Below are 18,985 nucleotides of genomic sequence, written 5' to 3'. Positions count from 1 at the left end.
ATCTCCATGCGAATCGCCCTGTTCGCGACGTGCCTCGGCGACACGATGTTCCCGAAAGCCGTTTCGGCCACCGCCCTGCTCCTCACCCGGCTCGGGCACGACGTCGTCTTCCCCGAACGCCAGACCTGCTGCGGCCAGATGCACGTCAACACCGGTTACCAACCCGACGCGCTGCCGCTCGTCGAGAACTACGTCGACGCCTTCGACGACACCAGTATCGACGCCGTCGTCGCCCCTTCCGGATCATGCGTCGGATCCGTTCGCCATCAGCACGAAATCGTCGCCTCCCGTTACGGTTCCGCGTCGTTGTGCGGGCGGGTCGACACCGTCAAGGCCAAGACGTACGAGTTGTCCGAATTCCTCGTCGACGTCCTCGGCGTCACCGACGTCGGCGCCTACTTCCCCCACCGGGTGACCTATCACCCCACCTGCCACTCGCTGCGGATGCTGCGAGTGGGGGAGAAGCCGCTCCAGCTGTTGCGGGCCGTGCGCGAGATCGACCTCGTCGAACTGCCCGAGGCCGACTCGTGCTGCGGATTCGGCGGCACCTTCGCGATCAAGAACGCCGAGACCTCCACCGCGATGCTCGCCGACAAGCTGAACAATGTCGCCGCCACCGGTGCCGAATACTGCAGCGCCGGCGACTCGTCGTGCCTGATGCACATCGGTGGCGGTCTCACACGACTGCGCACCGGTACCCGCACCATCCACCTCGCCGAGATCCTCGCCTCCGTGGAACCGGCCGTCGCCCCCAAGGGAGTGCCCGCGTGACCGCACTCGGTATGCCCGTCGTCCCGCCGCGTGGATCCGGAAATCTGCGCGGCATCAGGAAGTTTCCCGACGCAGCGCACCAGGAACTCGCGAACCCGCAGTTGCGCCGCAACATCGGCAAGGCCACCCACACGATCCGTGCCAAGCGACTGGACGTCACCGGGGAACTGCCCGACTGGGAGCAACTGCGCGACGCCGGCGCCGCCATCAAGACCGACGTGCTCAACCGCCTCCCGGAGTTGCTCACCCAGCTCGAGGAGGCGGTGACCGCGCGCGGCGGCGTGGTGCACTGGGCGGCCGACGCCGCCGAGGCCAACGCCATCGTCACCGACCTGATCCGGAAGACGGGATCCGACGAGGTCATCAAGGTCAAATCGATGGCCACCCAGGAGATCGGACTCAACGAGCACCTCGAGGAACAAGGGATCGCGGCCTACGAGACCGACCTCGCCGAGCTCATCGTCCAGCTCGGCCACGACAAGCCCTCGCACATCCTCGTGCCTGCCATCCACCGCAACCGCGCCGAGATCCGCGAGATCTTCCTGCGTGAGATGCCGGACGTCGACCCCGACCTCGACGACAACCCCCGCCATCTCGCAGCCGCGGCACGAAAATTCTTGCGACACAAGTTCATGACGGTGCCGGTTGCGGTGTCGGGCGCGAACTTCGGCATCGCCGAGACCGGCACCCTCGCCGTCGTCGAATCCGAGGGCAACGGCCGCATGTGCCTGACGCTGCCGCAGACGCTCATCACCGTCATGGGTATCGAGAAGCTGCTGCCCACCTTCCGCGACCTCGAGGTGTTCCTGCAGCTGCTGCCGCGCTCGTCGACGGGAGAGCGCATGAATCCCTACACGTCGATGTGGACCGGTGTCACCCCCGGCGACGGCCCGCAGGAATTCCACCTCGTACTGCTGGACAACGGCCGCACCGCCGCGCTCGCCGACGAGATCGGACGTGAAGCACTGCACTGCATCCGTTGCTCGGCCTGCCTGAACGTGTGCCCGGTCTACGAGCGCACCGGAGGCCACGCCTACGGCTCGACCTATCCGGGCCCGATCGGCGCCGTCCTCAGCCCGCAATTGGCCGGGATGGACGAACCCGACGACCCCAACGCCAGCCTGCCGTTCGCATCGAGCCTGTGCGGTGCCTGCTACGACGCCTGCCCCGTCAAGATCGACATCCCCTCGTTGCTGGTGGAACTGCGCCACCAGAAGGTCGAACACGCCCGCTTCGGACCCGAGGCCGCGGCGATGAAGGCCGCCTCGCTGGCCATGTCGACCTCACGACGCTGGACGGCCGCGCAGAAGGCCGCCGGGCTCGGCCGCGTCCTCGCCGGCAAAAAGGGAAAGATCACCCATCTTCCCGGTCCACTGGCCGGCTGGACAGACGCCCGCGACATGCCGGCCCCGCCGAAACAGACCTTCCGGCAATGGTGGGCATCCGACGAAGGACGTGCCGCGCTCGCGAAGGCACGCGAGGAAGGACAGCAGCGATGAGCAGTCGCGACGCGATTCTCGGCCGGATCCGTTCGGCGCAGACCCTGGCACCGCCGGTACCGGTCGAGGTACCGCGCGACTACCGTCTCGGACGCACCCTGCCGGACGCCGAACGCCGTGAGCTGTTGGTCGACCGACTGGTCGACTACAAGGCCCACGTGCACCAGAGCACGCCGGAGGATCTACCCGTCGTGCTGGCGAAGATTCTCACGGATCGCGGGGTGCGCCGCGTCGGGATCCCGGAGGGCCTGGAACGCTCGTGGATGGCGGAGTTCGGTGGCGAGGTGGTGGTCGACTCCACCGACCGACCTGCAGCCGACCTCGGTGATCTCGACGGGGTCGTCACCGGCTCTGCGGTCACCTGCGCCGAGACGGGCACGATCTTCCTCGACGGCAACCCCGACCAGGGGCGACGCGCGCTGACACTGGTCCCCGACCTGCACGTGTGTGTGGTGGCGATGGGCGACGTCGAGGTGGGAGTGCCCGAAGCGCTGGCCCGGCTCGTCCCGGAGCGGCCGATCACGATGATCAGCGGACCGTCCGCGACGTCGGACATCGAACTCGAACGCGTCGAGGGCGTGCACGGCCCCCGCACACTGGAGGTGGTGATGGTCGGATGACCATGCTGACCGAGCGTGTCCGGCCGCGACTCGGATGGCAGCAGCATGCCAACTGCCGGACCTCCGACGAGTACTTCTTCTTCGCCCCGGAGGGCGAACCACCGAACATCCGCAGGCGGCGCGAGGTCGTCGCGAAGCGCATCTGCGCGAACTGCCCGGTGCTGGCCGAGTGCCGCACCCACGCGATACTCAGCGGCGAACCGCACGGAGTGTGGGGTGGACTGTCGGAACACGAACGGCTGCAACATCTCAACCACTGACCGCACACGATCTTCGGTCTTTCCGACCTCGAGAACTGCGCGGCCGCAGGTGGCGTCCCGTGCCTGATGAAGGGCAACACGTTCACTGTCTGCGGCTTCACTCGCGGGCACCTCGTATGGGTGCCGCAGCTCGCCGTCAACATTTTCGGGTACAACGCCGGATCGTGGCGCATCGATCGGCATCCCCGCGGTTCCTGGTGGATACAACCGGGGACGGTCGCGCGGACACATGGGGTTCGGCAGCGTCGATGTGTGGCTGCACAGATCGTGACCGTATTCGAACGACGGGTTCCGGCCGGTGCGTCGCATCGGCCGGAACCGCTCATCTCAGGTTCATGGTTGCCCCGATTCGAACGTGAGGACCTCGTGAGCGAGGAAACGGAAACCCGCGAGGGCGGTAGACCCTCGCGGTGTCGGTGTCCTCCTCGTAGGAATGGAACCAGGTACCGATGATCGACGACGGTTCGCTCACAGTGCGTCCTGACGGGTCCGTGGTGGGTGATCAGCCGACGCGGTCCAGGATTGCGCCGATCTGATCGAGAAGCGACCGGAGCGAGGCGATCTGACGTCGCAGCTCGTCCACCTCGCCGTCGAGTGACACAAGTGCCGAGGTATCGGCTCGTGTCCCGCCGTTGCCGGACGGACCGAGCGCGAGTGGGGCCGTCTGGGCCGGGTCCATCGCCCCGAGCAGGAACGGCGCACGCGGTCCTTCCAGGTACGCCCGCATGCGGAGCGACTGCCCGGCGGTGAACATGAGCATCGCATCGCCGTCGTCGCCCCAGATGGGGCGCAGGCTCAACCAGCGACCGATCTCGTATGTCGCGGTGCGACCGAGATGGAAGGGAGGTCGCGCTGTGCCGGTGGTCCCGAAGCACGAGTGGGCGATGACGACACCGTCGGTGGCTGCCGGTCCGCCGGGGAACTGGGCGTAGTTGAGGATCTGGGACGGCGACGCGGGATCATGCGCGACGTGAACGACGACCGGAATGCTCCCGACACCTGTCGGGGCCGGTGCGCGCTGTCCTGTCCGGCGTTCCGCAGACCTCGCGGGTCGATGGGGAGTCCAGGTCGGCCATGACGGATCCTCTCCTGCTCCGGAAGCGGCATCGAATGAAGCATCACCCTCGGTGCTGCGGAATCATGCGTATCGGACTACTCGAAAGTCCTTCCTTCGGACGTGCCCATCAGGTGTGCGTCGGCGAATCGGCCTCCACCCCCAGGCATTCTGCCACCCGGACGCGCCGATTCCGGGGTCGCTCGAGCGTGCCGATGTCGAGCGACCCAGTTTCTGCTCAGGCGCCGCGAGGACAACCTGATCAAGCTCCGGCCGAGCTCGCTGTACCACACCGTTTCCCGTCTCGCGAAAAGCGGACTGATCCGGCAGGAGGGCACCGAACGCGCAGGTAATCGGCCCGAGCGGACGACCTACAGCATCACCGAGGCCGGTGCCGCGACCGTGCGGGACCGCCTCGCCGAGATCATCCGACGCCCGGTGCGGGAGTATCCGATCTTTCCCCTCGGCCTCGCCGAATCGCACAACCTTCCGGCCGACGAGGTCGTCGTCCTCCTCGGCGAGCGCATCGACAGGCTCGAGGAGGAACTTGTCGAGTTCGACGCGATCCGCACGTGGGCCGCGGACAACGGCGTGCCGCGTCGCTACTGGGTGGCCGTCGACTTCCTCCGGGACAGGACCGCCCACGAATCGGAGTGGCTTCGTGGACTGATCGAGGAGATCCGCGACGGCTCCCTGGTGTGGCAGAGCGTCGATGCCGCCGATCGACGACTTCCGGACCCGCCCCGTGATCTCGGCCGCGACTGGGGTGCGGCGCTGACGGACGAGACTCTCGCCGAACTGCGGAGGAGCAGTGCGGAAAGTAGCGGTCCGGGTCGGTCGTAACGCAACGACCGAACCGGGACACCTCGACCCAATAGATCGCCGGTCGTGCTCGACCGGTACGAACAGGAACGAAATCGATGCAAACCGAACGTAATCCGTGGTGGGGCCTGTCGGCCCTGGTGGTCGGGTTCTTCATGATCCTGCTGGATCTGACCATCGTCGCGGTGGCCAACCCGGCGATCATGGCCGACCTGCAGGCCGACATCAATCAGGTCGTCTGGGTGACCAGCGCCTATCTGCTCACCTATGCGGTGCCCCTGCTGTTCACCGGTCGTCTCGGCGACCGGTTCGGACCCAAGCACGTCTATCTCGCGGGCCTGGTGGTGTTCACCGCGGCGTCGCTGTGGTGCGCGACCTCCGGCACCATCGAGATGCTCATCGCCGCCCGCGCCGTCCAGGGACTCGGCGCGGCGCTGATGACGCCGCAGACGATGGCGATCATCACCCGCACCTTCGCGCCCGACAAGCGTGGCGCCGCCATGGGTCTGTGGGGCGCGGTCGCCGGACTGGCCTCGCTGCTCGGGCCCCTCGTCGGCGGTGTACTGGTCGACTGGCAGGGCTGGAACTGGATCTTCTACATCAACGTCCCGGTCGGCATCATCGCCTTCGTGTTGGCGGCATGGCTGGTGCCCAGTCTCGAGACCCAACCGCACAAGTTCGACGTCGTCGGCGTGATCCTCAGCGGCGTCGGATTGTTCCTGCTGGTCTTCGGAATCCAGGAAGGTTCCAGCCGCGACTGGGACGTATGGACCTGGACGATGATCCTCGCGGGTATCGCGGTGATGGTGCTGTTCGTCTTCAACCAGGCGCGCAACAAGGGCGAACCCCTCGTGCCGTTGGCCCTGTTCTGCGACCGGAACTTCTCGATGTCGAACATCGCGATCTCGTCGATGGGCGCAGCCATGACCGCCCTGATGGTTCCGGCCTACTTCTATCTCGAGACGGTCCGCGGATTCTCGCCCACGAAAGCCACACTGATCTTCGCCCCTATGGCGATCGTCACCGGTCTGACGGCACCGCTCATCGGTAAGTTCTCCGACCGGATGCCGCCCCGGGTGCTGCCCACCGTCGGCTTCACGCTCTTCTCCGCGACGATCTTCGGCTTCGCGGTGCTCATGACGCCGGACAGCCCCATCGTGCTGTTCCTGCTCATCGCCGGTATCGCCGGCATGTCCAACTCGTGCATCTGGGCACCGCTGGCCTCCACCGCCACGCACAACCTGCCGATCCACCAGGCGGGCGCCGGTGCCGGCATCTACAACACCACCCGCCAGGTCGGTTCGGTGCTGGGCAGCGCCGCGATCGGTGCTCTGATCTCGTCGCGGATGGCCGTCCAAGGATTGGGTGAGGTGCAGGCCGGTGAGGGCGGCGGAGCCGCGATGGGAGCCGGTCTCCCGGAGCAGATCGCCGAGAAGTTCAGCATCGTGCTGAGCCAGTCGATGCTCCTGCCCGCCTCGGTCCTGATCATCGGGATCGTGGCGTCGGCGATGTTCGTCGGCCACGCCTCGTCGCAGCGGAAGGCGCAGGCCGGCACTTCGGCCGACCGCGCAGAGGTCACCGGCTGAGTCGGGTTCGTATGTAGTGGCCCGGTCGCCACGAACGGAAGAACGCTCCCACCGAGCAGGACTCGGTGGGAGCGTTCTCGCATGCTGAGGGTGTGGTCAGCCGTAGTGGCAGACGTAGCTGACGGCTTCGGTGACCTCGATGTCGAACGACGAGTCGCCGGGCACCGAGAAGGAGTCGCCTGCGCCGTAGGAGGTCCAGTCCTCGCTGCCGGCGAGCCGGACGCGGCACGCGCCGCTGTGCAGCTCCATGACCTCGGGATCAACGGTGCCGAAGTTCAGGGTCGCGGGCAGGATCACGCCGGCCGACTTGCGGGTTCCATCCGCCAGGTGGAAGTTGTGGCTGACGCACTTGCCGTCGAAGTAGACGTTGGCACGCGGGTCGAGCGTCACGTTGGCGTAGGTCGAAGTCGGCTCACTCATGAGCTGGAGCGTAGCGAGGCGGGTGCAGGTCGCCGGTCGCCGGGGTCGGTGTGCGCACGTCCGTCGCGAGGTGTATTTCAGACAACCTTCACGGAATCGACGATGTCGAGATAGTGCTGGTTGTACATCACCGCGAGCACGTTGCCGAACGGGTCGACGACCGAGGCGGTGACGAACCCGGGGCCGCGTTCGGTGATGTGAGCCTCGCTTTTCGGTTGTGGACCTTCCGCGCGATACGTCTTGCATCCGGAAACGAGAAGGCCTGCTGGACTCACCTAAGTTATGAGGTATAACTTAAACGCTTCGGGGGAGGGGATCGGGTGGCTCAGCTGGGCAGACGCGCACGCAAGATCGACCTCGACGACATCGTCCGGGTCGGTCGCGCGCTCGGCTCGCGGGGGAGAACATCCTCGGCGACCTCGTGCTCCACCACGATCCCCACCACACGGTCGAACGGCACCTGTTGTCCTTCGGGTTGCAACTGCGGGCGTTCGTGCTCGACCACCCCGGTCTCGGCACCTACATGCAGATCTTGTTCCCACGCGGCGACGCGGGACGTCGCCTCATGGCCGACGAGATCGTGGCACTGTGCCGTGCCGGATACAACCCGGACGTCGCAGTGTCGGTCGCGAGCGTCGTCGCGGGATCGACCATCAACACCACCGTCGCCGACGAAACCCAGCGGCTGCGCGTCGAGGGCCTCGACGAACGGCGCCGCGCCGTCAGCGAGCAACTCGACACCGACGACCGGCCCGCCGAGGCCCACCGTGAACTACCCGCCGTCGACGCCGGGGAGTTCTCCAAGCTCGTTCTCGCCACCACGATTCGTGGACTCGTAGCGGTCCCTCCACCGGGGCGGCCCTGAAAGAAGTGGTCGCCGATCTCGCGACGACAGGATTGGGGAAGTGATGGCTCGCCGTGGATTTCAGGGAATGATGATGCGCGGGTTCGATGCCCGTGATCACGACGCTGTGGTCACGGGCACCGAACAGATCGCGCCGCACTTCCGCCGGGTGCGTATGTCGTCCCCGTCGTTGTTCGAGGACGTCGTTCCCGGACCGACCGCGTGGATCCGGATCTGGTTTCCCGACCCCGACGGATCGGACACCGAATGCCAACGCGGATAAACCTTCTCGGAATGCGATCCGGAGACCGGGGACTTCGCCGTCGATTTCGTCCTGCACGAACCGGCCGGGCCGGCGTCGACGTGGGCGCAGCGAGCCGAACCCGGTGATGTCATCAGTGTCACCTCGTTCGGGTCGCGCGGCTTCGACATCCCCGACGAACGTCCCGCCGGTTACCTGCTGATCGGCGATTCCGCGTCGATCCCCGGCATCAACAGCATCATCGAAGCACTACCGCGCGACGTCGCGATCGAGCTGTATCTCGAGAAGTGCGACGACAACGACGAACTCATCCCAATACCGGACCACCCGCTGCTGCGCAAGCACTGGGTGCCGCGCCGCGACCACGAATCGTTCGCCGCCGCCGTCGAGGACCGCGACTGGTCGAACTGGTACGCATGGGTGGCGCCGGAATCGAACTCGCTCAAACACCTGCGCACCCGTCTGCGCGACGAGTTCGGTTTCCCCAAGTCCGAGGTCTACGCCCAGGCGTACTGGCACGACGAACGCGCCATGGGCAAGGAGCGCACTCACGAGGCCGAACCGGACCCGGCGGAGACCGCTCCGCCGGTCCCTGAACCCGAGACCACACCCGCACGCGGCACGTGGCGGGCCCAGGGTGGGGGTCGGCTCCTCGCGCCACTGAAGCGGACACTGATCGCCGCCGAGGTGCTGCAGGCCGTCATCACCCTCATCCAGCTCGTGCCGTTCGTGCTGCTCACCGAACTGGCCCGCCGCCTGCTCGCCGAAGCTCCGAACTCGGAACTGTGGTCCGTCGGGTTCTGGGCGATCGGACTCACCGCGGTGGGCACCCTGCTCGCGGCCGCCCTGAGCCAGTGGCTGCACCTCGTCGACGCGCGCTTCGAACGCGACCTGCGGCACCGTCTGCTCGGTACGCTGTCGGCCATCCCCCTCGGCTGGTTCACCGCCCGCGACTCCTGGCAGGTCAAGCGCGTCGTTCAGAACGACACGCTGTCGCTGCACTACCTGGTGACCCATGCCGTGTCCGATGCGGTCGCCGCTGTCGTCGCGGTGCTCGTCTACCTGTTCGCCGTCGACTGGCGACTAGCCCTGGTGCTGTTCCTCCCGATCCTCGTCTACCTCGTGCTGATGACCGTCATGATGTCGCAGTCCGGGCCGCGCACAGTGCAATCCGCGCGGTGGGCCGAACGCATGGACGGCGAAGCCGCCGCCTACCTGGACGGGCAGCCCGTGATCCGGGTCTTCGGAGGCGCGGCCGCGTCGACCTTCCGCGCGCGGCTGGGGGAGTACGTGCGGTTCCTCGTGGACTGGCAGCGACCGATGGCTGGCAAGAAGACCCTCATCGACCTCGCCACCCGACCCGCGACGTTCCTGCTGCTGCTCACCGCACTCGGCACCGCGCTGATCACCGCGGGAAGCATGGCGCCGGCGACGCTGCTGCTCCTGGACGAAGCGACGAGTGCGCTGGACACCGAGAACGAAACGGCGGTCGTGCAGGCGCTCGGGGCAGATCCGGTGTCGCGCACGCGGGTGATCGTCGCGCACCGGCTTGCGAGCATCCGGACCGCTGATCGGATGGTGTTCCTCGAGCGCGGCCGGATCGCGGAGGGCGGAACGGTCGACGAATTCCTTTCTGCGGGTGGTTGTTTCGCGGAATTTTGGACGCAGCGGGATTTGGCGTCGGCGTGGCAGATCGGAGCGGCGGCATCGGGTGGGAGGCACGCGTGGAGGCCGTGAACGCGGGAACGAACAGCCGGGACCCCGACGGTCTTCACCGGCGAGTGCGGTGCGGATAGGCTGACCAGGATGGCCCGCTATCTACTGTGTGCCACTCCCGCGGGAGGGCATGTCACTCCGATCCTGGCGGTCGCATCCGCACTCGGCGATCGAGGGCACGAGGTCACTGTCCTCACCGGTTCTCGGTTCCGCTCGTTCGTCGAATCCTGCGGTATCGCATTTCGCGAGTTGACACGAAACCGGTCGATGCTCGGCTGCGAGGACATGCGGTCATCCTTGCATCACGCCTGATCGTCGGTTTTCTGTGTTGCGCGGCGATCGAGGATCGAAGAGCAGTCATCTTTCCCGAGAATCCGGTAGCGGTGCAAGAAGCCGAGGCGGCTGTAGAGCTGGGGATAGTGGCGGAAGCGTTGGTCGATGTCCGGATCGACAAGTACTGCGCATATCGCGTTTAGTTGGGCGCCCGCCGAGGCAATGTCGCTGTCGACGTCGATAGCGGTGAGGTCGCGCTTGCCCGAGGTGAACTTCGGTCATGAAATGGAGAGCGGTCCGGTTGTGCCGGTCACGGTCCACTGTCCGTCGACCTGGTCGAGGACGTAGGTGAGGCCGAGTCCGCAGTCGATGCCGCACCAGAGTCCCGCGCCGATATGGACTGTTCCGTCGTCCTGCGGCCAGGTGGGGGACAGGCCGACGATGACGCCGTCGTGTGCGACCCCGGTCAGGCCCTGCCGTGCGCGATCTGCGTACTGCTGTGGGTCGGTGGTGAACTCGACCGGCGGCAGATCCGCGGACTGCGCGGTGATCTCGTTCTTCAGTTCCGTGTCGAACGGTGGCCCGTCGGCGACGGTGAACATGTGTGCGCTGCGTGAGGCAGCGCCGTCGACGATGTAGACGGACCCGATCGGGGTCGGTGCTGTCGCGAAGGGATTGTCGACGAGGATGAGGTGGTGCAGGGCGGCGGCATAGAGCTGTGACTGCTCGCTGGGTGGCGGGGGACTCGTGGACGGGTCGAGTTGATCGGTGCCCGCGTCGGTGTCGGTGCTCGAGCAGCCGGCCAGGATGGCAGCAAGGATCCCCGAGAGGGTCGCCGCTCGAAGGCTCATGGTTCGAATGGTACCGATTGCCGAGGTGATGCCGGCTTTTCGTGGATCCTCCGAAGGGGGTCCGCTCGCCCGACACAGTCCGGTGGTTGCGCTCTGGTGCGAGGGTTCGTGCGAAGGTGAGTTATGACTGTCGCTGGGCGTCCGGCTCGTTGGTGGACTGTGCTGTCGGGGGTGACCGCGGTCCTTGTCGGGTTGGTGTGCGGGGTGATCGTGTGGACGTTCGCCCCGCCGGTGGTGTTCTTCCCGTGGTTTGCTCTGGCGTCCTGGGTTCTTCTGATCCTGGGGGCGGTGTGGTTGGTGGTCGGGTTGTTCGGCTGGTTCAAGTTTCGCGCTCTGCGCATGAGCGCGATCGCGCCGGCGTTGGTGCTTGCCACCGCGGTGCTGGTAGTTTTGTCGGTTCCGTCAACGGTGGCGTTTGCGGTGTCGAAGGGGTCCTTGGTCGCAGCGTCGGCGCAATGTGCGCCGTCCTGGGACGGTCGGCGGATCGGTGTGTATCAGGTGTGGCGGATTCAACCCGTCGACGGAGGGTGTCTGTTCTACATCGAAGGTGGGCTGATCGACCCGATCGGACTTGCGTATCTGCCCGATGGCGCGCCGTATCTGGGTAAGCCCCGCCACGACGGCGACATCGGGTACGAGCAGTACAGCGGCGATTGGTATCGATTCGTGGAACGTTTCTGAGCTCTGCCCGTAGGCGGCGGTAGCGCGCTGAGGTGATGACCGGACGTCGACCCTACGGCGGGCTGGTCTGTCAGCGGTTCGTGTCGCGATCCGGTATCGCCGTGAGGCGGTTCACCATTCGAACCGAGCAATCAGATCCTGGACCAGGTGTTGTCGTGGTGGTCACGTATCCAGTCAATGATCTCGCCATCGGCGTGGACATCATCGGTGAGCTAGAATGTCTCGTCGGGTGCCCATCCCGCGATCATCGACGCCGCGTCACCGTCGACGTCGATGGCAGTGCCCGCTGCGGTGAGATAACCGGCGACCGTGAGGTGCACTCCGCCGTACACCTCGGCCACAGCCTGCCAGTCGGGCAGAACCCATCGTCCGTCGCGACCGGTGGTGCGGTACCAGTCGTGGCGTTTCTGTGCGGTGACCTCGAGCGGAAACCGCCGGCAGAGCTGCGCCCAGTCGTCGAGGCCGTGAATCTCGAGTACGTCGACGGTGTCAGGAACGAGATGCCGCCGCGCCCCGGCGTGGTTGTCGCCTCCGGAGTCTTCGACGAACCACAAGCATGCGGGTGAGCCGCCGACCAGTGTCCGTGTGGAGCAGGGGACGCCGAGTGGCGCCGACCACCACACCCCGGACCAGTGGGCTGTCGGATCGGTGGGGCGTTGGTGTGCGGCTCGCTGTTCCTCGGCGACGACCTTGTCCCGCCAGGTAGCAAGCGCGGGACCGACCCGGGGAACACTACTTTGCCGCTCGGTCCAGCCCAGTGACCACTGTGCGTCCCGCGCGATCTCGGTGGTCCACCACCAGGTGTGCTCCGATCCGGCGAGGTGCTCGGCGATGCGGCGCAGGTGCGGGCGCATCGGCTCCGTCGCAGCGAGAATGTCGTCGCCGTCGGGTGGCTGCCAGTATCGGGCGGAGTCGGTGGTGGCGGCGAGCACGGCGCGAAGGTCGGTTTCTGTCACGTCCGGCAGCGGCACGTCCGCCAACCGTCGCGCTACGTCGTCGGGGGTGATGTTCGGGAGGGGTCGGTCGGCGCCGGGCCCGTAGAGGACGCCTGCGGTTCCGCGCGCCACGTCGAGCTGGTAAGCGGCGTAGAAAATTGCCGAGGAGAACGACTCCCGGGTGTGTTCGTCACCCGTATTGTTGTCGGCGATCTGCGCGTATTCGAGGAGTAGACGACGACCGCGTGGACCCGCCAGCAGTGCCTCGGTCGGGTTCGCCGGAGGGTCCGGTGTCGTGCTCATGGCGTCCAGTAGATCATTACCGGCGTGGCCGTGACGGGTGGAAGATGTCGATGCCGGGGCGCGGCGTCAGATCACCGACCCCGAGGTGTGTTTGATCTGTCGCGGGGTTGCCACGTCCGTCGTCGGCCACGGCTGAATCAGGTAGTCCTCGACGGGGTCACCGTCGAGGCGAGTATCGCTGCCGCGGGCGCAGATACGGACTCGGTATCGATGGTTGCCGGTCTCGGTGATGCCGCGGATGCTGGGTGCCTCGGGTTCGTCGTCCCAGAACGTGAGCACGTTGACAGCGTGGTCTGCGGTGGCGAGGAGATCGCCTTCGGCGACATCCTCCCACTCGGTGCCGTCGAATACCGCTGGCGTGTCATGGGGTTCCACCGCGACGTTCACCGGTCCGGCCTTGATGCCGACTTTCACGCTGATCGTGTCCTCGGCGAAGGATGCGAGGGGGAGTTCGGGGTATCGGCCGTGGATGGGTTCACGTGGTGGACCGGCCTCGATGAGGAACTGGTGATAAGAGCACGTCTCATTTGGTGAGTTTCTTGAAGCAGGTCAGCGCAGCGGCGAGTTGGAGAAAGGAAGCAAAGTTCTCACCGTGACGTTCGTAGCGCATCGTCAGCCGGCGATAGCCGCTCAGCCAAGCCAGGGTGCGTTCGATCTTCCACCGGTAACGACCGAGGCGTTCGCTGCTGTCGACGCCGCGGCGGGCGATCCGCGGAACGATGCCCCGGGCCCGCAGCCACCGGCGGTGCACGGGATAGTCGTAACCCTTGTCCGCCCGCAACCGGCCGGGTCGGCGGCGCCGCGGACCGCGAGGTGAGCGCACCGCCGGAATCGCAGCGACCATGGGTTGCAGCATGACACTGTCGTGGGTGTTCGCCGAGGTCACCGCCGTGACGAGGGGAATGCCGTCGGCATCGGAGAGGATGTGGATCTTCGAGCCGTTCTTGCCTCGATCGACCGGGCTGGGACCGGTCAGAGAGCCCCCCTTTTCGCCCGCACGTGCGCTGCGTCCAGGATCGCGGCGGACCAGTCCAGGTCCCCACCGGCACCGAGCCGATCGAGGACCCGGCGGTGCAGTTCGTCGAACACCCCGGCCCGAACCCAGGTGGTGAAGCGGCGGTGTGCGGTCGGAACGCTGACCCCGAACGACGGTGGCAGGTGCCGCCAGGCACAGCCGCTGGTGAGCACGTAGACGATCGCGGTGAACACCGCCCGATCATCGATCGCCGCCCGGCCGCCGCCTTGGGGCCGCGCCCGGAATCCGGGCAGCAACGGTTCGACGATCTCCCACAACGCATCCGGTACCAGCCGGGAAGACAACGCATCGACCACGGCAGTGCATTATGCCGCACAAACGATCTAGGCCATAAGAGACATGCTCTAAGTCGGTCTCGATGACTGCCCGATGTCGCTGGACCGTCATCGCATAGATCCCTTTCAGCTCGCTAGGCACGCATCGGTCGCCGGGCTCGACCAGGGACAACATACCGCGTGGCGGCTGTGTTCTGGGCGGTAGTGGGGGTACGTGAGCGCGCCAAGCGCTCAGTCCGAGCGGGTGACCGACCGCAGTGACGGGGTCGAGTGCCCGAAAAGATCCGACGCTGTCGGGCGGCAGGAAGGAATGCGGTGTCGGCCCCGAGGTGTTCGCGAGGGTAGGAGCGACGCCGGGGGCTGTGTATCGATCGGTCGGCGGCGCGCTTACGTGGCCGGCCACGCCGCGCCGTCTTCTTGACCGGGGCTCTTCGTCGCGGCTCGGTTTGCTGCGGCTCGCCTTCGTCCTCGTCTTCACCCGGGTCCTCATCCGAACCTTCGGCGGTGTCCGCTTCCTCGTCCGGTTCCTCGTCCTCCTCCTCGTCCGCATCGGCTTTTGGGCTGTCGGATGGTGCGTCGCGCCAACTGAATTCGACCTCGATCTCGACCTGGTCGCCGTCCACCTCGATCTCGAGTTCCCATTCGAGTCGGTCGGCGACGACGAGCGAAATGGTGTCACCGCCCGAGTCCAGTTCCACTTCGGATCCCGTCGCCAAGGCGCGGCCGAGTGCAATCAACCGCTCGGATGCCTGCTTGCGGGAAAGTTCGGCCTTCTGCTTGATCTCCAGCTCCGGCACGGCAACTCCTGACCTCGGTGAAGTATGCATCCACGGTATCTGCCGCGGGGTAGGCAGGAGTCGTGAACGAGGAGTCGTGACGATTTCGAGGTTCGCCGTCTTGGCAAGTTACGTGCGCGCGACCGATCGCGGCGAAAGTACTTCCGGGCGCGATTAGACTTGCCGGTGTCGCAGGCCTGCCGATGATGTCGGGCCCGGTGCCTTGCCGGTGCCGGTTCGTGTGGCGATGGTTCTGTTCGTGTTGCGACGGTCGACGGTGCGGTCGGTGGTTCTTCTGTCAGGAGTTGTCATGGCCCGTTCCGTTCGAGATGAAGAAGGCCGTTCGTCGGCAGATGAGGTGACGCTGCACGACCTCGAGATGGTGGTGCAGGCACTGACCGGCCGAGGTGCGGACGCAGATGCCGTCGAGTTCGGGAGCAGTCGAGGAGCCGCAGAGCCGGCCGGGCAATCCGACGTGCCGGATGGGAGGCGTCGTCGCCGCGCACAGCGGTGAGCCCGTTATCGGCGGTGAGGGGTACGACCAGGGGCCGCGTGAAACAGTCATGAGTGCTTGCTCCAAGAGCAGCGACATGTGACGCTGACCACATGGTGGAGTCGCGTGAGCTTCTCGACGATCTCTGTCCGCTCGTTCCTCAGCGGCCAGGACGCACGGTTCAGGAGCGGATCGCGTGAGCCGCGTCGTGCGAATCGCCAATTGCTCCGGTTTCTACGGCGACCGTCTGTCGGCGATGCGCGAGATGCTCGAAGGCGGCGAACTGGACTATGTGACCGGTGACTACCTCGCCGAACTGACGATGCTCATCCTCGGTCGCGACCGTCTGAAGAATCCGGAACTCGGCTACGCCAAGACGTTCCTGCGGCAGGCCGAGGACTGCATGGGGCTCGCTCTCGACAAGGGGGTGCGGATCGTCGCGAACGCCGGTGGTCTCAACCCCGCGGGTCTGGCTGCGGCGCTGCACACGGTTGCGGATCGGCTCGGTCTGTCACCACGCATCGCCCACGTCGAAGGCGACGATCTCCTCACTCGCATCGACGAGTTCGGTTTCGTCGCCGACCCGCGCCCGCTCACCGCGAACGCATATCTCGGTGCGTGGGGCATCGTGCGGTGCCTCGATGCCGGAGCCGACATCGTCGTGACCGGACGCGTCACCGACGCTTCGGTGATCGTCGGTCCCGCCGCCGCCCACTTCGGTTGGGCACCCGATGACTTCGACGCACTCGCGGGTGCTGTTGTCGCCGGGCACGTCATCGAATGTGGTACCCAGGCGACCGGCGGAAACTATGCATTCTTCGTCGAACTCGACGACCTCGTCCGCCCCCGGATTTCCCATCGCCGAGATCGAGGCGGACGGCGCGGCGACGATCACCAAGCACCCGGGTACGGGAGGAGCCGTCACCATCGGCACGGTCACCGCACAACTGCTGTACGAGGTGACGGGCGGACGCTACGCGAACCCCGATGTCACCGCGCGCATCGACACCGCCACGCTGAGCCGGGAAGCACCCGATCGTGTCCGCATCACCGGCGTGAAGGGCGAGCCGCCCCCACCGACCCTGAAGGTGTGCCTCAACGCGCTCGCCGGGTTCTACAACGAGGTCGTCTTCGTCCTCACCGGACTGGACATCGACGCGAAGGCCCAGTTGGTGCGATCTCAGATGGAATCGAATCTGCCGAGGCGGCCTGCCGAACTCGAATGGACTCTCGCTCGCACCGACCATGCCGATGCCGACACGGAGGAAACCGCGAGCGCTCTGCTGCGCTGCACTGCGCGCGATCCCGATCCCGACGTCGTCGGACGCGCATTCACCTCCACGGCGGTCGAGTTCGCCCTTGCAAGCTCTCCCGGGTTCTTCGTCACCGCTCCGCCCGGCCCGGGCACCGCCTACGGTGTCTACACGGCCGAGTACGTCGAGGCGACCCGCGTGCCGCACATTGCAGTGTTGCCCGACGGCACCCGCGTCGACATCCCGGCCGCGGCGACCACCCGGACCCTCGAACCGTTGCCGGACCCGAGTGTGCCCGCGCCGCTGTCGCCCGGACAGACTCGTCGCGTTCCGCTCGGCACGATCGCCGGTGCCCGCAGCGGCGACAAGGGCGGTGACGCCAACATCGGGTTGTGGGTCCGATCCGACGACGAATGGCAATGGCTTGCAAACACTCTCACCGTCGACACGCTGAAGGACCTGCTCCCCGAGATCGAACCCTTGCCTGTCACACGTCATCTGCTCCCGAACCTGCGGGCCGTGAACTTCGTAATCGAGGGAATCCTCGGTCGTGGCGTCGCCTCCCGTGCCCGCTTCGACCCCCAGGCCAAGGGCCTCGGTGAATGGTTGCGCGCCCGATACCTCGACATCCCCACCGTCCTGCTGGAGAAGCACACGTGAGCACCTTGATCTCGACCCTGGATGCCGGCTCCACCGAATACGGCGCAGCCGCCGATACAATGCGTGCTCGCCTGGCCGAACTCGACACAGAACACGGCAAGGCCCTCGCCGGCGGGGGAGAAAAGTACGTCCGGCGACACCACGACCGAGGCAAGTTGCTTGCGCGGGAGAGGATCGAACTGCTCCTCGACCCCGACTCGCCGTTCCTCGAGCTCTCACCGCTCGCGGCCTGGGGCACCGAGTTTCCCGTCGGCGGCAGCGTCGTCACGGGCATCGGTGTGGTCGAAGGCGTCGAATGTGTCATCGTGGCCACCGACCCCACCGTGCGCGGGGGAACCAGTAACCCGTGGACGCTCCGCAAGACGTTGCGTGCCGACGACATCGCCCTGCAGAACCGGATGCCGCTGATCTCCCTCGTCGAATCCGGCGGCGCGGATCTGCCCACGCAGAAAGAAGTGTTCATTCCCGGTGGCCGGCTCTTCCGCGATCTGACCCGGTTGTCGGCGGCAGGTATCCCCACGATCGCGGTGGTCTTCGGCAATTCGACCGCCGGCGGCGCATACATCCCCGGCATGTCCGACCACGTCGTGATGATCGAGAAGCGGTCGAAGGTGTTCCTCGCCGGCTCGCCGCTGGTGAAGATGGCCACCGGTGAGGAATCCGACGATGAGTCGCTCGGCGGCGCCGAGATGCACGCGCGTATCTCGGGTCTGGCCGACCACTTCGCGGTCGACGAACAGGACGCGGTGCGCATCGGTCGCAGCATTGTGCGGCGCCTCAACTACCGCAAGGCCGGCCCTGCACCCCCGACGGACGTACGCGAACCGCGGTACGACGCCGAGGAGCTGCTCGGGATCGTCCCTGAGGATCTTCGGCAACCCTTCGATCCGCGTGAGGTCATCGCCCGCGTCGTCGACGATTCCGACTTCGACGAGTTCAAACCGCTCTACGGGTCGTCGCTCGTGACCGGCTGGGCACAGGTGCACGGCTATCCGGTCGGGATTCTCGCCAACGCGCGCGGCGTGCTGTTCAACGAGGAATCGCAGAAGGCAGCCCAGTTCATCCAACTCGCGAACCGTGCCGATACGCCGCTGTTGTTCCTGCACAACACCACCGGGTACATGGTCGGTCGGGAATACGAGGAACGCGGCATGATCAAGCATGGGGCGATGATGATCAACGCGGTCGCCAACTCCACGGTGCCGCACATCTCCATCCTCATCGGCGCGTCCTACGGCGCCGGTCACTACGGCATGTGCGGACGTGCCTTCGAACCGCGGTTCCTGTTCGCGTGGCCCAGCGCCAAGTCTGCGGTCATGGGCGGTGCCCAACTGGCCGGGGTCATCTCTCTCGTCGGACGCGCTGCCGCGCAGGCACGCGGCCAGGACTTCGACGAGGCCGCCGACGAGGCGATGCGCGCGGCCGTCGAGAACCAGATCGAAGCCGAATCGCTGCCGATGTTCCTGTCCGGTCGTCTCTACGACGACGGCATCATCGACCCCCGCGATACCCGCACTGTGCTGGGACTGTGCTTGTCGGCTGTTGCCACCGCCCCGATCACAGGTGCCGAATCCTTCGGCGTCTTCCGGATGTGA

At 66.4% G+C, this 18,985-nt stretch carries 17 protein-coding genes and 5 pseudogenes; 13 read left to right on the top strand and 9 right to left on the bottom strand.

All coding sequences use genetic code 11. From position 1 onward, the window contains the following. Positions 1-6 precede the first annotated feature (6 nt). The 4 genes from A5767_RS18085 to A5767_RS18070 are packed head-to-tail and all read left to right on the top strand — an operon-like array spanning position 7 to position 3,150. Positions 7-771 (top strand): (Fe-S)-binding protein, encoded by a 765-nt coding sequence (locus A5767_RS18085; RefSeq protein ID WP_024100947.1) that lies wholly within the window; start codon positions 7-9, stop codon positions 769-771. Beyond that, positions 768-2,270, top strand: coding sequence for a LutB/LldF family L-lactate oxidation iron-sulfur protein (locus tag A5767_RS18080; RefSeq protein WP_006552063.1), 1,503 nt, complete (start codon positions 768-770; stop codon positions 2,268-2,270). Before A5767_RS18085 ends, A5767_RS18080 begins: the two co-directional genes overlap by 4 nt. Beyond that, positions 2,267-2,890 carry a LutC/YkgG family protein gene (locus A5767_RS18075; protein WP_064060998.1) on the top strand — a complete coding sequence of 208 codons (624 nt, stop codon included), beginning with the start codon at positions 2,267-2,269 and terminating at the stop codon, positions 2,888-2,890. The genes A5767_RS18080 and A5767_RS18075 overlap by 4 nt, the downstream gene beginning before the upstream one ends. Next, on the top strand, positions 2,887-3,150 hold the full coding sequence (locus A5767_RS18070) for a WhiB family transcriptional regulator (RefSeq protein ID WP_006552065.1): 264 nt from the start codon (positions 2,887-2,889) through the stop codon (positions 3,148-3,150). Before A5767_RS18075 ends, A5767_RS18070 begins: the two co-directional genes overlap by 4 nt. 502 nt (positions 3,151-3,652) lie before the next feature. On the opposite strand, the gene A5767_RS23435 is transcribed toward A5767_RS18070, so the two are convergent. Further along, positions 3,653-3,949, bottom strand: coding sequence for a hypothetical protein (locus A5767_RS23435; RefSeq protein WP_064852854.1), 297 nt, complete (start codon positions 3,947-3,949; stop codon positions 3,653-3,655). A 378-nt stretch (positions 3,950-4,327) separates the two neighbouring features. Here A5767_RS23435 and A5767_RS23825 point away from each other — a divergent pair. From A5767_RS23825 to A5767_RS18055, 3 genes and pseudogenes are all read left to right on the top strand, one after another. After that, positions 4,328-4,597, top strand: a pseudogene (locus A5767_RS23825) (PadR family transcriptional regulator); the annotation flags it as partial. Positions 4,598-4,606: 9 nt separating this feature from the next. Then, a complete protein-coding gene (locus tag A5767_RS18060) occupies positions 4,607-5,047 on the top strand; it encodes a hypothetical protein (protein ID WP_231913220.1) in 441 nt (146 codons plus the stop codon). A 77-nt stretch (positions 5,048-5,124) separates the two neighbouring features. After that, the gene (locus A5767_RS18055) at positions 5,125-6,612 is read left to right on the top strand and encodes a DHA2 family efflux MFS transporter permease subunit (protein ID WP_064852853.1); all 1,488 of its coding nucleotides are present in this window, start codon (positions 5,125-5,127) and stop codon (positions 6,610-6,612) included. 96 nt (positions 6,613-6,708) lie between these two features. On the opposite strand, the gene ppnP is transcribed toward A5767_RS18055, so the two are convergent. Beyond that, entirely contained in the window at positions 6,709-7,032 is a 324-nt protein-coding gene (gene ppnP / locus A5767_RS18050) for a pyrimidine/purine nucleoside phosphorylase (RefSeq protein ID WP_064852852.1), read from the bottom strand. 77 nt (positions 7,033-7,109) lie between these two features. After that, positions 7,110-7,226: pseudogene (locus A5767_RS22795) on the bottom strand (VOC family protein); the annotation flags it as partial. A gap of 227 nt (positions 7,227-7,453) precedes the next feature. On the opposite strand from A5767_RS22795, the gene A5767_RS18040 reads away from it, so the two are divergent. From A5767_RS18040 to A5767_RS18025, 3 genes and pseudogenes are all read left to right on the top strand, one after another. Beyond that, complete coding sequence (locus A5767_RS18040) at positions 7,454-7,897, top strand: hypothetical protein (protein WP_231913218.1); 444 nt, start codon at positions 7,454-7,456, stop codon at positions 7,895-7,897. A 43-nt stretch (positions 7,898-7,940) separates the two neighbouring features. Beyond that, positions 7,941-9,875, top strand: a pseudogene (locus A5767_RS18030) (SIP domain-containing protein). A gap of 69 nt (positions 9,876-9,944) precedes the next feature. Next, positions 9,945-10,166, top strand: a complete 222-nt coding sequence (locus A5767_RS18025; protein ID WP_039587304.1) for a glycosyltransferase — start codon at positions 9,945-9,947, stop codon at positions 10,164-10,166. Between the two features lie 239 nt (positions 10,167-10,405). Here A5767_RS18025 and A5767_RS18020 read toward each other — a convergent pair whose 3' ends face one another. Continuing rightward, a complete protein-coding gene (locus A5767_RS18020; RefSeq protein ID WP_039587306.1) occupies positions 10,406-10,978 on the bottom strand; it encodes a hypothetical protein in 573 nt (190 codons plus the stop codon). Positions 10,979-11,182: 204 nt separating this feature from the next. On the opposite strand from A5767_RS18020, the gene A5767_RS18015 reads away from it, so the two are divergent. After that, entirely contained in the window at positions 11,183-11,659 is a 477-nt protein-coding gene (locus A5767_RS18015) for a hypothetical protein (protein ID WP_231913217.1), read from the top strand. A 212-nt stretch (positions 11,660-11,871) separates the two neighbouring features. On the opposite strand, the gene A5767_RS18010 is transcribed toward A5767_RS18015, so the two are convergent. The 5 genes and pseudogenes from A5767_RS18010 to A5767_RS23195 all read right to left on the bottom strand — a co-directional run bounded on the left by A5767_RS18010 (position 11,872) and on the right by A5767_RS23195 (position 15,549). Beyond that, complete coding sequence (locus tag A5767_RS18010; protein ID WP_231913216.1) at positions 11,872-12,897, bottom strand: hypothetical protein; 1,026 nt, start codon at positions 12,895-12,897, stop codon at positions 11,872-11,874. A 66-nt stretch (positions 12,898-12,963) separates the two neighbouring features. After that, entirely contained in the window at positions 12,964-13,311 is a 348-nt protein-coding gene (locus tag A5767_RS18005; protein ID WP_019289432.1) for a hypothetical protein, read from the bottom strand. 109 nt (positions 13,312-13,420) lie between these two features. After that, positions 13,421-14,229, bottom strand: a protein-coding gene (locus tag A5767_RS22790; protein WP_371683064.1) for an IS5 family transposase whose coding sequence is annotated in 2 segments (ribosomal slippage) — positions 13,421-13,879 and positions 13,882-14,229 — 807 coding nt in all. Because the reading frame shifts where the segments join, the coding sequence is not laid out codon by codon here. 353 nt (positions 14,230-14,582) lie between these two features. Next, positions 14,583-15,005, bottom strand: a pseudogene (locus A5767_RS24205) (amphi-Trp domain-containing protein); the annotation flags it as partial. 277 nt (positions 15,006-15,282) lie between these two features. Next, on the bottom strand, positions 15,283-15,549 hold the full coding sequence (locus A5767_RS23195; protein ID WP_138941536.1) for a hypothetical protein: 267 nt from the start codon (positions 15,547-15,549) through the stop codon (positions 15,283-15,285). Positions 15,550-15,733: 184 nt separating this feature from the next. On the opposite strand from A5767_RS23195, the pseudogene A5767_RS17985 reads away from it, so the two are divergent. Together A5767_RS17985 and A5767_RS17980 are read left to right on the top strand one after the other, a co-directional pair. Beyond that, positions 15,734-17,390, top strand: a pseudogene (locus A5767_RS17985) (acyclic terpene utilization AtuA family protein). Further along, entirely contained in the window at positions 17,387-18,985 is a 1,599-nt protein-coding gene (locus A5767_RS17980) for an acyl-CoA carboxylase subunit beta (protein WP_064852849.1), read from the top strand. The pseudogene A5767_RS17985 and the gene A5767_RS17980 overlap by 4 nt, the downstream one beginning before the upstream one ends.

The sequence above is a fragment of the Rhodococcus sp. 852002-51564_SCH6189132-a genome (genome assembly GCF_001665495.1).
GTDB classification, from domain to species: domain Bacteria; phylum Actinomycetota; class Actinomycetes; order Mycobacteriales; family Mycobacteriaceae; genus Rhodococcus; species Rhodococcus pyridinivorans.
This window is presented reverse-complemented; position numbering and strand designations above follow the sequence as displayed.